This is a genomic window from Pseudomonas sp. 37 R 15 (genome assembly GCF_900004865.1).
Lineage (GTDB): Bacteria > Pseudomonadota > Gammaproteobacteria > Pseudomonadales > Pseudomonadaceae > Aquipseudomonas > Aquipseudomonas fluorescens_AM.
Genome location: NZ_CVTV01000046.1, coordinates 82,855 through 95,866 on the forward strand (window position 1 = coordinate 82,855; position 13,012 = coordinate 95,866).

Below are 13,012 nucleotides of genomic sequence, written 5' to 3' on the forward strand. Positions count from 1 at the left end.
ATCCTACTCCGCCGTCATGGCGCTGTGAGCCCCGCGGCCGACAAAAGCGCAAGAATGTGCAAGAGAACTGCACGCGGTAAAAGCGACACTGGGACTCACTCGCCGGAGCCCGCTATGAACCTTTTCCTGTATTTACTCACGGTGCTGATCTGGGGCACCACCTGGATCGCGCTCAAATGGCAGTTGGGCGTGGTGGCGATTCCCGTATCGATCGTGTACCGCTTCGGCCTGGCGGCGCTGGTGCTGTTCGTGCTGTTGCTGCTCAGCCGCCGACTGCAGGTGATGAACCGGCGCGGGCACCTGATTTGCCTGGCGCAGGGCCTGTGCCTGTTTTGCCTCAACTTCATGTGTTTTCTCACCGCCAGCCAGTGGATCCCCAGCGGGCTGGTGGCGGTGGTGTTTTCCACGGCGACCTTGTGGAACGCCCTGAATGCCCGTGTGTTCTTCGCTCAGCGGGTCGCACGCAATGTGTTGATGGGCGGCGCGCTTGGGTTGCTGGGACTGGGCTGTTTGTTCTGGCCGGAGGTGGTCGGGCACACCGCCAGCCCGCAGACCTTGCTGGGCCTGGGCTTGGCCTTGCTGGGCACGATGTGTTTTTCGGCGGGCAATATGCTGTCGAGCCTGCAGCAGAAAGCCGGGCTCAAGCCGTTGACCACCAATGCCTGGGGCATGGCCTACGGTGCGGTGATGCTGGCGGCCTATTGCGCAGTGCGCGGTATTCCGTTCGAGATGGACTGGAGCGCGCGGTATATCGGCGCGCTGTGGTACCTGGTGATCCCGGGTTCGGTGATTGGCTTTACCGCCTACCTGACGCTGGTCGGGCGCATGGGGCCGGAGCGGGCGGCCTATTGCACGGTGTTGTTCCCGGTGGTGGCGCTGAACGTATCGGCATTTGCCGAGGGCTATCAATGGACCGCACCGGCGCTGGCGGGGTTGGTGCTGGTGATGCTGGGCAATGTGCTGGTGTTTCGCAAACCCCGGCCGGTAGCACCGACTTTTCATGCGAAACAAATCTGATGTGGGAGGGGGCTTGCCCCCGATAGCGGCCTTGCAGTTGACACATGCATCGACTGACACACTGCTATCGGGGGCAAGCCCCCTCCCACATTTGATACCAGGTGGCCTGTCTATTTCAGTCCAAGCCGCCTGGCCATGCGGCCGAGGTTGGCGCGGTCCAGCCCCAGTTCGCGGGCGGCGCCGGCCCAGTTGTGTTGATGGCGCTCCAGGCAGGCGCTGATGGTCCGGCGCTGGAAGTGCTCGGTGGCCTGGCGCAGGTCACCAGTGGCGTCGGGGGCAGTAGCGGGCGGTGTTTCGATGGCCGTTGCGCTGACATCCGGCAGGTCCAGGTCCAGGTCCACGGCGCTCAGGCTGAGAATTTTCGGCCGCTCGCGGCAGTGGCCCAGGGCTTTGAGCGCGCTGCGTCCGATCAAGTGTTCCAGCTCGCGCACATTGCCCGGCCAGTCGTAGGCCAGCAGCGCCGCCTGGGCATCGCTGGTCAGGCGCAGACTGCCCAGGCCCATGCGTGAGCGGTTCTGCTCCAGGAAGAAGCCGGCCAGCAACAGCACATCGCGCCCGCGTTCACGCAGCGCAGGCACTTTCAGAGGGTAGACGCTCAAGCGGTGGTAGAAGTCGGCGCGGTAGCGGCCATTGCGTACCTCAAGGGCCAGGTCACGATTGGTGGCGGCAATCAGCCGCACATTCACCTGATGCTCCTTGTCCGAACCCAGGCGCTGCAACTGGCCGCTTTGCAGCACCCGCAGCAGCTTGGCCTGCACCGTCAGCGACAGTTCGCCCACTTCATCCAGGAACAGCGTGCCGCCATTGGCCAATTCGAATTTGCCCCGGCGTTCATTCAGCGCACCGGTGAAGGCGCCGCGCACATGGCCGAACAGCTCGCTTTCCACCAGGGTTTCGGGCAGTGCGGCGCAGTTGAGGCTGATCAGGGGTTTGTCGGCACGCGCCGAGGCGGCGTGGATCGCCTGGGCGACCAGTTCCTTGCCGACCCCGGTTTCACCGGTGATCAGCACGGTCAGGTCACTGCCGCCCACCAGTTTGATTTCCTCCACCAGATGCTTGTGCGCCTTGCTCTGGCCGATCATTTCCTTGTGTTGCTGGCCGCTGGCTTGACGGTAGATCTCGGCACGCTGGTGCTCGTCCTCGGCGCGCAACGCCAGGCGTTCAATGCGCTCGGCGACGTTGACGGTGGCGGCGGCAAGGCTGGCAAAAGCTTGCAGGGCGTCCAGTTCGACCCGTTCAAAGCGCTCGGTGTCGAGGGCGTCCAGGGTCAGCAGGCCCCAGGGCTGGTCGTCGATAAACAACGGGCAGCCCATGCAATCGTGTACTTGCAGATGCCCGTGCAGGCCGTCCACCAGGCCGTCGTAAGGGTCGGGCAATTGGCTGTCGCTGTCGAAGCGGGTAGGGCCGGGGCTGCTCAGCAGCACCTCGAAACGCGGGTGTTCGCTGACCTTGAAGCGTCGGCCCAGGGTATCGGCGCTCAAACCATCCACGGCCAGCGGCACCAGCCACTCGCCATCCAGGCGCAGCAACGCGGCGGCATCGCACGGCAGCAGGGCGCGCATGGCTTGCAGCAGGCGTCGATAACGCTCGCCCTCGGGCAGTTCCCGTGACAGGTCGGCGACCAGCGGCAGCAGGGTGGTGAGCAACGGCTGTGCAGTCATAATGACTCCTTGTAGTCCTTATGACTATAAGTCGTAGGAGGTCATACTGACTACATAATATTTAACTATTTGAAAAATAACGTTTTATTTGTTGGCATGAATACTGACTACCTAAGGGTAATGAGTAAAAAGACCCAGGAGTCTGCCATGCTGAGTGCCCAAGACCGTGCCATCGTCAAATCCACCGTGCCCCTGCTGGAAAGCGGCGGCGAAGCGCTGATCACCCATTTCTACCGCATGATGCTGTCGGAATACCCGCAAGTTCGCCCACTGTTCAATCAGGCCCACCAGGCCAGCGGCGACCAGCCCCGCGCACTGGCCAATGGCGTATTGATGTACGCGCGGCATATCGACCAGTTGGACCAACTGGGCGACCTGGTGGCCAGGATCATCAACAAGCACGTGGCCTTGCAGATCCTGCCGGAGCACTACCCGATCGTCGGTGCGTGCCTGCTGCGGGCTATTTCCGAGGTGCTGGGCAGCGAGATAGCCACCCCTGAGGTGATGAGTGCCTGGGGCGCGGCGTACGGCCAGTTGGCGGACATCCTGATCGGCGCCGAAGCGGCTATCTACGACGAAAAGGCCCAGGCGCCCGGCGGCTGGCGCGGTGCGCGGCCGTTCCTGCTGGTCAAGCGTGTGGAGGAGAGTGACGAGATCATCTCGTTCTACTTCGCCCCGGTGGACCACGGCCCGATTCTCAACGCTGCCCCTGGCCAGTACATCGGCATGAAACTGGTGCTCGATGGCGAGGAAGTGCGTCGCAACTATTCCCTGTCGGCCTTGAGTGATGCGGGCCTGTATCGCATCAGCGTCAAGCGCGAAGCCGGTGGGCGGGTATCCAACTACCTGCATGACCAACTGCACGTCGGCGCGACCATCGACCTGTTCCCGCCGGCGGGCGAGTTCACCCTGGCCGCCAGCGATAAGCCGCTGGTACTGATCAGCGGCGGGGTGGGCATTACGCCAACCCTGCCAATGCTCGAAGCGGCCCTGGCCACCCAGCGCCCGGTGCACTTTATCCACTGCGCGCGTAACGGCGGCGTGCACGCGTTCCGTGACTGGGTGGATACGCTGGCGGCCAGGCACCCGCAACTCAAGCGCTTCTACTGCTATGCCGAGGACGACGGCGTGAGCCCGGCGGCGGACAAGGTCGGCCTGCTGAGCCAGGATCAACTGGCGGCGTGGTTGCCCGAGCAGCGCGACATCGATGCGTACTTCCTGGGGCCTAAAGGCTTCATGGCTGCGATCAAGCGGCATCTGAAGGCGCTGGGTGTACCTGAGAAACAGGCGCGCTACGAGTTCTTCGGCCCCGCTGCGGCGCTGGAATAATCCCTCAGCAGCCATGCTGTCCAATGTGGGAGGGGGCTTGCCCCCGATAGCGGTGGGTCAGTCAGCTTGTCTTTCGCTGATACATCGCATCGGGGGCAAGCCCCCTCCCACATTAGCTCTGCATTTTTCTCGATTAATCCGGCGTTAACCCTTCTCTGTTTTAACCACTGCCTGTGTGTAAACTTGTTGCCATTGAGCAAACAGACAAAGGAAACCGGAGATGAGTGACGAAATGCGTTTGGGCAGGGAGCGGCGCTTTCTGGTGTTGCTGGGCATCATCTGCCTGGCGCTGATCGGCGGCGCGCTGTACATGCAGGTGGTGTTGGGCGAAGCGCCGTGCCCACTGTGCATCCTGCAACGCTACGCCTTGCTGTTGATCGCGTTCTTTGCGTTCATCGGCGCCGCGATGCGCACCAAAGGGGCCGTCACGCTCTTTGAAGGGCTGGTGGTGCTCAGCGCCCTGGGCGGTGTGGCGGCTGCCGGTCACCATGTGTATACCCAGTTCTTCCCTCAGGTCAGTTGCGGCATCGATGTGCTGCAGCCGATCGTCGATGACCTGCCCCTGGCCAAAGTGTTTCCCCTGGGCTTTCAGGTCGACGGCTTCTGCAGCACGCCCTATCCGCCGATCCTCGGCTTGTCCCTGGCGCAATGGGCATTGGTGGCGTTCGTGCTGACCGTGATCCTGGTGCCCCTGTGCATTTATCGTAATCGCCACCCCAAAGCCTGAGCCCGCTCACGAAACGCCCCGGTCTGCTTGAGTGCAGGCCGGGGCGTTTTTGTTCGCAGGGATTTGTGAAAGAGCTGTGACGAGTGGCAACAAAAGCGGCGCGCAGCGTGCGACATGTTGTCACACGGAGGCTGTCGCAGGAGGGTCGTAACCGTCCGGACCGGCCTCTGGATTTGCATCTGGTGCGCAAACTGTGCTGTCAGTTCGGGGTTTGAACGGCGCCGCGAAACGCTCAAGGGTTCGGCAGGCGCGGGGTGAGTAAATGCCTTGTTTTATGGGGACTTTACTGCGTTTACCATGCCCTTACAGGTTGTAAGGGGAGTGGCAATCTGCCCAATAGCCCAGCAATTTTTGTGGTTTTTGTTGAGAATTGAACGCGATAAGATCGCGAACCATTGCAAGAATGGTGAAGGATTATTGCTGTAATCGATAAAAATTATTTCTTTATCAGACATGGTTTATACATCGCTAGCTAACTACAATCGCCCGCACTGAATGTCCGGTGCTGTTCAATATTTGAGCATTGGAGCGGTCGAGGAGCAGATGGAAGGCTCTGTGCGATCCCAGGTTCCGGCAGCCTTTCAACTATCCGCACCAAATGGAATTGGTCTGTAACAAGGCCTTTAGCCACGAAATCGAATAAGAACTCACCGCAGGTCCGTGAAACGTACAGCTATGACGTGGCGGGCAGGCTCTTATTCAATCGAAGAGAAATGCCAACCCTTGGCAGGGTGAAGTGTTGGCGATCAAAACCCAACTGCATTGCGCAAGCTGCTTTAGAGGTCGTGAGATGAGTAAAAACAGGTACCCCCGATTACTAGGCTTTTTGCCGCTGCTTGGCATGATGTTAATGCTGGGAGGCTGCAAGTGGACCTTGCTCGACCCAAAAGGACAGGTCGGTCTGGATGAACGAAACCTGATCATCACCGCCACCCTGCTGATGCTGCTGGTCGTGGTCCCTGTGATCATCATGACCTTCGCCTTCGCCTGGAAATACCGCGCGTCCAACACCAGCGCCACCTACGCGCCGAAGTGGTCGCACTCCACCAAGATCGAAATCGCGGTGTGGCTGGTCCCGATCCTCATCATCATTGCCCTGGGTTATGTGACCTACAAGTCCACCCACGCGCTGGACCCGTACCGTCCGCTGGAATCGGACGTCAAGCCGATCAACATCGAAGTGGTCGCGCTGGACTGGAAGTGGCTGTTCATCTACCCGGACCTGGGTATCGCCACTGTGAACCAGATCCGGTTCCCGGAACACACTCCGCTGAACTTCAAGATCACCTCCGACGCCGTGATGAACTCGTTCTTCATCCCAGCCCTGGGCGGCCAGATCTACGCGATGGCAGGCATGCAGACCAAGCTGCACCTGATCGCCAACCAGAAAGCTGAAATGGAAGGCATCTCCGCCAACTACAGCGGCGCTGGCTTCACCGGCATGAAATTCAAAGCGATCTCGACGAGCCAGGAAGAATTTGACGCCTGGGTAGCCGAAGTCAAGGCCGCACCTAAACAGCTTGATCAAGCTGAATACGACGCCCTGACCAAACCAAGCCAGAACAACCCTGTCGCGCTGTACTCCGCGTTTGAACCGAACCTGTTTCAGAAAATCGTCGACAAGTACGAAGGTATGAAGCCAGGCAAGCCGGTCAAGCACGAGAAGAAAGAAGTGGCCGTGGTTGAATGTTCTGACACAGGCGCGCATTCAACTGCTGGGGCAGAGGAGTAAACGATGTTTGGTAAATTAAGTTGGGACGCGGTCCCATTCCACGAGCCGATTGTGATGATTACCATCGCCATGATCGCGCTGGGTGGTCTGGCACTGTTTGCAGGTATCACTTACTTCAAGAAGTGGACCTACCTGTGGACCGAGTGGCTGACGTCGGTCGACCACAAGAAAATCGGCGTCATGTACGTCATCGTGGCCATGGTCATGCTGCTGCGTGGTTTTGCCGACGCCATCATGATGCGTACCCAGTTGGCCATGGCCACCGAGGGTTCGCCTGGCTACCTGCCACCTGAACACTATGACCAGATCTTCACCGCCCACGGTGTGATCATGATCATCTTCATGGCGATGCCTTTCTTCACCGGCCTGATGAACCTTGCCTTGCCGCTGCAGATCGGTGCGCGTGACGTTGCCTACCCGTTCCTGAACTCCCTGAGCTTCTGGCTGCTGGTGTCGGGCGTGGTGCTGATCAACGTGTCCCTGGGCGTCGGCGAATTCGCCAAGACCGGTTGGGTTGCGTATCCGCCATTGTCGGGCCTGCAATACAGCCCGGGCGTGGGTGTGGACTACTACATCTGGGCCCTGCAGTTATCAGGACTCGGGACGACATTGACGGGGGTCAACTTCCTGGCCACCGTCCTGAAGATGCGCGCCCCCGGCATGAAACTGATGGACATGCCGATCTTCACCTGGACCTGCACCTGGGCAAACGTGCTGATCGTGGCTTCGTTCCCGATCCTGGCCGCTACCATGGCGCTGCTGTCGCTTGACCGTTACCTGGATTTCCACATTTTCACCAATGAACTTGGTGGCAATCCAATGATGTACGTGAACCTGTTCTGGGCATGGGGTCACCCTGAGGTGTACATCCTGATCCTGCCAGCGTTCGGTATCTTCTCCGAAGTGATCTCGACCTTTACCGGCAAGCGCCTGTTCGGTCACCACTCGATGGTCTATGCATCGGGCGCCATCTCGGTACTGGGCTTCATGGTGTGGCTGCACCACTTCTTCACCATGGGTTCGGGGGCCAGCGTCAACGCCTTCTTCGGCCTGGCGACGATGCTGATTTCGATCCCGACGGGGGTGAAGCTGTTCAACTGGCTGTTCACCATCTACCACGGTCGTCTGCGCATGACCAGCCAGGTCCTGTGGACCCTGGGCTTCATGGTGACCTTCGCCATCGGCGGCATGACCGGCGTACTGCTGGCCATCCCGGGTGCTGACTTCGTCCTGCACAACAGCCTGTTCGTGATCGCTCACTTCCACAACGTGATCATCGGCGGCGCGGTATTCGGCTACATCGCAGGTTTCAGCTTCTACTTCCCGAAAGCGTTCGGCTTCAAGCTGCACGAAGGCTGGGGCAAGGCTGCATTCTGGTTCTGGATCTCGGGCTTCTTCGTCGCGTTCATGCCGCTCTATGCACTGGGCTTCATGGGCATGACCCGTCGTCTGAACGCCACTACCAACCCTGAGTGGGTGCCGTACCTGTACGTCGCCATGTTCGGTGCAATCATGATCGCCGTGGGCATCGCCTGCCAGTTGATCCAACTGTACGTCAGCGTGCGTGACCGCAAGCAGAACATGTGCGAGTCCGGCGACCCATGGAACGGCCACACCCTGGAATGGTCGACCTCGTCGCCACCACCGTTCTACAACTTCGCCGTGATCCCTACTGCGAACACCATCGATGCGTTCACCGAAGCCAAGGAAGACGGTACTGCGTACCAGCAACCCAAGCACTACGAGCCGATCCACATGCCAAACAACACCGCCACTGGCGTAGTGATGGGTGCGCTGTTGACCGTGTTCGGTTTCGCGATGATCTGGCACATCTGGTGGCTGGCAATCGTGGGCCTGGTAGGCACCATCGGTTACTTCATCATTCACGCTGCCCGTGATGATCAAGGCTACATGGTGCCGGTCGAAACGATCGAACGCATCGAAGCCGAGCAGCACGCTCGCCTGGTAGCCGAGAAGAAAATCCCGGCCAACCGTGTAGAAACCTCGTTGGAACAGGCTTAAACCATGTCGAACTTAGTGACCAATGCTGGACACGCCCATGTCGATGACCATGGGCACGATGACCATCACCACGACTCGGGGCCAATAACCGTCTACGGTTTCTGGCTCTACCTGATGACCGACTGCATCTTGTTTGCGTCGATCTTCGCGGTGTACGCGGTACTGGTAAACAACGTAGCGGGTGGCCCGTCGGGCCACGACATCTTCGAACTGCCGTACGTGCTCGGCGAAACCGCCTTGCTGTTGTTCAGTTCGATCACCTACGGCTTCGCCATGTTGGCCTTCTACAAGGGCAACAAGAAAGGCGTACTGAGCTGGCTGGGCCTGACCTTCCTGTTCGGCCTTGGCTTCATCGGCATGGAGATCAACGAGTTCCACCTGCTGATCTCCGAAGGCTACGGCCCGCACCGTTCCGGTTTCCTGTCGGCGTTCTTCACGCTGGTCGGCACTCACGGTCTGCACGTATCCGCCGGCCTGCTGTGGATGGCGGTGATGATGTATCAGGTCAATAAGCACGGCCTGACCAACACCAACAAGACCCGCCTGAGCTGCCTGAGCCTGTTCTGGCACTTCCTGGACGTGGTCTGGATCTGCGTATTCACCGTCGTTTACTTGATGGGGACTCTGTAATGGCTAATGCACACTCCCATGACAGCCACGATTCAAGCCACGGCAGCGTAAAGTCTTACGCCATCGGCTTCATCCTGTCGGTCATCCTGACCCTGATCCCGTTCGGCCTGGTGATGTACCCAACCCTGCCGAAGTCGATCACCTTGATGATCGTCCTGGCGTTCGCGGTGATTCAGGTCCTGGTTCACCTGGTGTACTTCCTGCACCTGGATCGTTCCAAAGAGCAGCGCGAGAACGTGATTGCGTTCGTGTTTGCAGGCCTGGTGATCGTTCTGCTGGTTGGTCTGTCGCTGTGGATCATGTTCAGCATCCACACCTACATGATGGCGAAGTGAGGTAAGACCCGATGTCGCTTAAGCACTTTATCCAAATCACCAAACCGGGGATCATTTTCGGTAACGTGCTTTCTGTGGCGGGCGGTTTCTTCCTGGCCTCCAAGGGACATGTCGATCTGGCCATCTTCCTGGCGGCGATGATCGGCACCTCCCTGGTGGTAGCTTCCGGATGCGTGTTCAACAACTGCATCGACCGTGACATCGACATCAAGATGGAACGCACCAAGAATCGCGTGCTGGTCCAGGGTCTTATCTCCCTGAAACTGGCACTGATCTTCGCGACCGTCCTGGGTGTTGCGGGCGTGGTGTTGTTGTACAAGGTGGCCAACCCGCTGGCGGCGCTGTTTGCCGTGATCGGCTTTGTCATCTACGTCGGCCTCTACAGCCTCTACCTCAAGCGCAAGTCGGTGCACGGCACGCTGGTGGGGAGTCTGTCGGGGGCGATGCCGCCGGTGATTGGTTATGTGGCTGTAACCAATAGCTTCGACATGGCCGCGCTGGTGCTGCTGGTGATGTTCAGCCTGTGGCAGATGCCGCATTCCTACGCCATCGCGATTTTCCGCTTCAATGACTACCTGGCTGCGTCGATTCCGGTTCTGCCGGTCAAGCGTGGTATCCAGGTGGCCAAGAAACACATCCTGCTCTACATCCTGGCCTTCCTCGTGGCGACCTTGATGTTGACCTTCAGTGGCTACGCCGGCATGAGCTACCTCGCCGTCGCCGCGGCCATGGGCATGTACTGGTTGTACATGGCCTGGACCGGCTACAAGGCGGTGGATGACACCGTCTGGGCGCGCAAGCTGTTCGTGTTCTCGATCTTCACCATCACCGCGCTCAGCGTGATGATGTCCCTGGATTTCCAAGTGCCGAAAGAGCTGCTGCTGACCTACGCGCACTGAGTGGTCCGAGCAGTAAAGGCCCCGCCTTCGCAAGAAGCGCGGGGTTTTTTATTGAGCGCTGCGCCAAACCGGATACGCTGCGTTATCGTTGACGTTTTTCGCGAGCAAGGGCTAGCCGCCTGCCTCGCTCCTACACCCAAATTCTTCGAATGCAGGAAGCAAAGCAATGAGTAAAAAAGCCGTTATGGTCTTCAGTGGCGGGCAGGACTCGACCACCTGCCTGATCCAGGCATTGAAGCAGTATGACGAAGTGCACTGCATCACCTTCGATTATGGCCAGCGCCATGTGGCGGAGATCGAAGTGGCTCGCACCTTGGCCAAGCAGTTGGGCGCCACCGTGCACAAAGTGATGGATGTGTCCCTGCTCAATGAGCTGGCGATCAGCAGCCTCACGCGTGACAACATCCCCGTGCCCACCGTGAACAGCTCAGGTGAAAGCCTGCCGAGCACCTTCGTGCCGGGGCGTAACATCCTGTTCCTGACCCTGGCCGCGATCTACGCCTATCAAGTGAAGGCCGAAAGCGTGATCACCGGCGTGTGCGAAACCGATTTCTCGGGTTACCCGGATTGCCGCGACGAGTTCGTCAAGGCGCTGAACCAGGCCCTCAAGCTGGGCATGGAATACGACGTACGCCTCGATACCCCGCTGATGTGGCTGAACAAGGCCGAGACCTGGGCCCTGGCCGATTACCACGGGCAGCTTGAGCTGGTACGCGAGCAGACGCTGACCTGCTACAACGGCGTCATGGGCACTGGCTGCGGCAACTGCGATGCGTGCAACCTGCGCGCCCGGGGGTTGAATGAGTATCTGCAGAATAAAGCGGATGTCATGCAGAGCCTCAAGCACAAGTTACAGTTGAAATAACTCGATCAGAGCCGGGTGAGATCCAAATGTGGGAGGGGGCTTGCCCCCGATGGCGGTGTGTCAGTTAAAAATGCACTGACTGACACTGCCTCATCGGGGGCAAGCCCCCTCCCACAGAGATAGCGGTGAACCAGTGAGTTTCATGCACTGGTCAGATAGCGCTTGAACAACGACCGCGCCCCATAGGCCGGCAGGATATTGAAAAACGCAAAGCCGACTTTAATCGCGATCTGCACATAGATCATGCTCAAGATATCGCTGGTCTGCATGACGCCATAGAAGGCGATAAAGCAGAACAGGACGCTGTCGATAATGACCGCAAAGAACGTACTGAGGAAAATTCGCAGATACAGGTATCTGGAGTTGGTCAGTTCCTTGATTTTGCACAGCAGATAAGAGTTGATGTTCTCCGACACCAGGAACGACACCGACGAGGCGATCAGCACCGACGAGACTTGCAGGATCACGTCGTTGTACGGTCCGTCCAGTTTCCAGCCCGGCAGCCCTGGCAGAAAGGTCGAACCGTAGAGCAGGATGATGATCATCGCGTTGCTGGCAAACGCAAACAGAATCGCCCTGCGCGCCAGGCGCAGTCCGAAGTTTTCGTTCAGCAGGTCCACGATCAGAAAGGTCAGGGGATACAGGAACGTGCCCGGCGTCACAATGATGCCCATCGATTCCAGGTAGATCGGTTTGGTCGCGGCGATACTGGTAAATATATAGAACGTGAACAGCAGCAGATTCAGGATGATGTAGATCATCCATGAGTTTTCATTGCGGTCGTTCATGTCGTAGGCCGTGAGTGCACCGCCTTGTGAATAGAACTTCTTGTAGAGGTTCTTGATTTCCATCCTGTTGAAGTTGTCCATCATTTCGCTGTTGAGCACTTCACTGAGCTTGATCCTGATGACCTTGCCCGTGGCAATCACCATGATCACCGCCAGGCGTTTGTCATTTTCGAACCCCAGCAGCTTGTATTTGCTGTTTTCAACCGGTGCTTCAAGCATGGTCATTGAAACGCTCCTCGAGGATATCGCCGATGACACACAGGCGATCTGAGTTCGCGCAGGGTTCGAGGGTAATGAAGAGTTTTTTGGTGGTGCGGTCGTACACCAGCTTTTCCTTGTCGTCGCTGCACGCGCCTTTTTGCACGATCAGCAGATCGCCTGGCTCATTGAGGCCGGCAATGGCGTGTTCCAGCAGTACGCCAATCAAGTTGCAGGACATGCCGAAGTAGTAAGTCAGCGGGAACAGCGTGGACAGTTCACCGATACGCTTACCCAGGTGCTGCATGACCTGGGTTTCCTTGAGCACCGGCACCGCCGCCGGGTTCATGTTGCCCAGGGGGGAAACATTGCTCTCGATGATTTCCTTGGCTTCAAAACTGATCGTCTCGATTTCTTCGTAGGAGACGCCGAAGAAGTCGGAGATTTTCCGGATGGTCGACTGCTGTACGTTGGCGACCTTGCCTTCCAGGATGTTGTAGATGGTGGTCCTGGTCAGGCCGGCGGCGCTGCTTAACGAAAGCTGGGTCTCACCGCGACTTTTGATCAAGTACCTGATGTTGCTCTTCAGGTGCTCGGTTTTTTCCCGTCTGTGCATCAAATGCTCACCACTTCCATTGAGTCATAATCGTCCATTCTTTTTTGCGAAACCGTGGATTTAGAGCCTTCCACGCGGCTTTTCAGCGTCGCGATCGCGAGTGTTACATGCGTGCCGCTCAACAATAAAGCGCTAAATCAGGCCGCGTTTTTCTCGTCATACTTCTCTGTACGACCCGTACGAATCTCTCGTC

At 58.5% G+C, this 13,012-nt stretch carries 12 protein-coding genes and 1 pseudogene; 9 read left to right on the forward strand and 4 right to left on the reverse strand.

Annotation, left to right across the window (positions count from 1 at the left end; all coding sequences use genetic code 11):
- Nucleotides 1-114: 114 nt before the first annotated feature.
- Nucleotides 115-1,017: a DMT family transporter gene (locus BFQ04_RS13210; RefSeq protein ID WP_065951211.1), complete on the forward strand. Its 903-nt coding sequence runs from the start codon at nt 115-117 to the stop codon at nt 1,015-1,017.
- Nucleotides 1,018-1,127: 110 nt separating this feature from the next.
- Here the strand turns inward: BFQ04_RS13210 and norR are convergent, their stop codons facing one another.
- Nucleotides 1,128-2,678 carry a nitric oxide reductase transcriptional regulator NorR gene (gene norR, locus BFQ04_RS13215; protein ID WP_065951212.1) on the reverse strand — a complete coding sequence of 517 codons (1,551 nt, stop codon included), beginning with the start codon at nt 2,676-2,678 and terminating at the stop codon, nt 1,128-1,130.
- A gap of 147 nt (nt 2,679-2,825) precedes the next feature.
- Between norR and hmpA the strand changes: the two genes are divergently transcribed.
- Together hmpA and BFQ04_RS13225 are read left to right on the forward strand one after the other, a co-directional pair.
- Nucleotides 2,826-4,007, forward strand: a complete 1,182-nt coding sequence (gene hmpA, locus BFQ04_RS13220; protein WP_065951213.1) for an NO-inducible flavohemoprotein — start codon at nt 2,826-2,828, stop codon at nt 4,005-4,007.
- Between the two features lie 220 nt (nt 4,008-4,227).
- Nucleotides 4,228-4,734, forward strand: a complete 507-nt coding sequence (locus BFQ04_RS13225; protein WP_065951214.1) for a disulfide bond formation protein B — start codon at nt 4,228-4,230, stop codon at nt 4,732-4,734.
- A gap of 472 nt (nt 4,735-5,206) precedes the next feature.
- On the opposite strand, the pseudogene BFQ04_RS30420 reads toward BFQ04_RS13225, so the two are convergent.
- Nucleotides 5,207-5,497: pseudogene (locus BFQ04_RS30420) on the reverse strand (hypothetical protein).
- 27 nt (nt 5,498-5,524) lie between these two features.
- Between BFQ04_RS30420 and cyoA the strand changes: the two are divergent.
- From cyoA to queC, 6 genes are all read left to right on the forward strand, one after another.
- A complete protein-coding gene (gene cyoA, locus BFQ04_RS13230) occupies nt 5,525-6,466 on the forward strand; it encodes a ubiquinol oxidase subunit II (protein ID WP_065951215.1) in 942 nt (313 codons plus the stop codon).
- A 3-nt stretch (nt 6,467-6,469) separates the two neighbouring features.
- Entirely contained in the window at nt 6,470-8,488 is a 2,019-nt protein-coding gene (cyoB, locus tag BFQ04_RS13235; RefSeq protein WP_065951216.1) for a cytochrome o ubiquinol oxidase subunit I, read from the forward strand.
- Between the two features lie 3 nt (nt 8,489-8,491).
- Nucleotides 8,492-9,118: a cytochrome o ubiquinol oxidase subunit III gene (locus tag BFQ04_RS13240; protein WP_003194052.1), complete on the forward strand. Its 627-nt coding sequence runs from the start codon at nt 8,492-8,494 to the stop codon at nt 9,116-9,118.
- The gene (gene cyoD, locus BFQ04_RS13245) at nt 9,118-9,453 is read left to right on the forward strand and encodes a cytochrome o ubiquinol oxidase subunit IV (protein WP_003194051.1); all 336 of its coding nucleotides are present in this window, start codon (nt 9,118-9,120) and stop codon (nt 9,451-9,453) included. The genes BFQ04_RS13240 and cyoD overlap by 1 nt, the downstream gene beginning before the upstream one ends.
- 11 nt (nt 9,454-9,464) lie before the next feature.
- Nucleotides 9,465-10,352, forward strand: a complete 888-nt coding sequence (cyoE, locus tag BFQ04_RS13250; RefSeq protein ID WP_003176002.1) for a heme o synthase — start codon at nt 9,465-9,467, stop codon at nt 10,350-10,352.
- Between the two features lie 166 nt (nt 10,353-10,518).
- Nucleotides 10,519-11,217: a 7-cyano-7-deazaguanine synthase QueC gene (gene queC, locus BFQ04_RS13255; protein WP_065951217.1), complete on the forward strand. Its 699-nt coding sequence runs from the start codon at nt 10,519-10,521 to the stop codon at nt 11,215-11,217.
- A gap of 140 nt (nt 11,218-11,357) precedes the next feature.
- On the opposite strand, the gene BFQ04_RS13260 is transcribed toward queC, so the two are convergent.
- Together BFQ04_RS13260 and BFQ04_RS13265 are read right to left on the reverse strand one after the other, a co-directional pair.
- A complete protein-coding gene (locus BFQ04_RS13260; RefSeq protein ID WP_065951218.1) occupies nt 11,358-12,230 on the reverse strand; it encodes a queuosine precursor transporter in 873 nt (290 codons plus the stop codon).
- On the reverse strand, nt 12,217-12,819 hold the full coding sequence (locus tag BFQ04_RS13265) for a helix-turn-helix transcriptional regulator (RefSeq protein WP_065951219.1): 603 nt from the start codon (nt 12,817-12,819) through the stop codon (nt 12,217-12,219). The genes BFQ04_RS13260 and BFQ04_RS13265 overlap by 14 nt, the downstream gene beginning before the upstream one ends.
- Nucleotides 12,820-13,012 lie beyond the last annotated feature (193 nt).

Excerpts from the sequence above, each read along its gene's own strand:
- BFQ04_RS13260 (WP_065951218.1), bottom strand. The coding sequence starts at position 12,230 with ATGACCATGCTTGAAGCACCGGTTGAAAACAGCAAATACAAGCTGCTG.
- BFQ04_RS13240 (WP_003194052.1), top strand. The coding sequence starts at position 8,492 with ATGTCGAACTTAGTGACCAATGCTGGACACGCCCATGTCGATGACCAT.
- BFQ04_RS13225 (WP_065951214.1), top strand. The coding sequence starts at position 4,228 with ATGAGTGACGAAATGCGTTTGGGCAGGGAGCGGCGCTTTCTGGTGTTG.
- norR (WP_065951212.1), bottom strand. The coding sequence starts at position 2,678 with ATGACTGCACAGCCGTTGCTCACCACCCTGCTGCCGCTGGTCGCCGAC.
- cyoA (WP_065951215.1), top strand. The coding sequence starts at position 5,525 with ATGAGTAAAAACAGGTACCCCCGATTACTAGGCTTTTTGCCGCTGCTT.
- BFQ04_RS13210 (WP_065951211.1), top strand. The coding sequence starts at position 115 with ATGAACCTTTTCCTGTATTTACTCACGGTGCTGATCTGGGGCACCACC.
- hmpA (WP_065951213.1), top strand. The coding sequence starts at position 2,826 with ATGCTGAGTGCCCAAGACCGTGCCATCGTCAAATCCACCGTGCCCCTG.
- cyoD (WP_003194051.1), top strand. The coding sequence starts at position 9,118 with ATGGCTAATGCACACTCCCATGACAGCCACGATTCAAGCCACGGCAGC.
- BFQ04_RS13265 (WP_065951219.1), bottom strand. The coding sequence starts at position 12,819 with ATGCACAGACGGGAAAAAACCGAGCACCTGAAGAGCAACATCAGGTAC.
- cyoE (WP_003176002.1), top strand. The coding sequence starts at position 9,465 with ATGTCGCTTAAGCACTTTATCCAAATCACCAAACCGGGGATCATTTTC.
- queC (WP_065951217.1), top strand. The coding sequence starts at position 10,519 with ATGAGTAAAAAAGCCGTTATGGTCTTCAGTGGCGGGCAGGACTCGACC.
- cyoB (WP_065951216.1), top strand. The coding sequence starts at position 6,470 with ATGTTTGGTAAATTAAGTTGGGACGCGGTCCCATTCCACGAGCCGATT.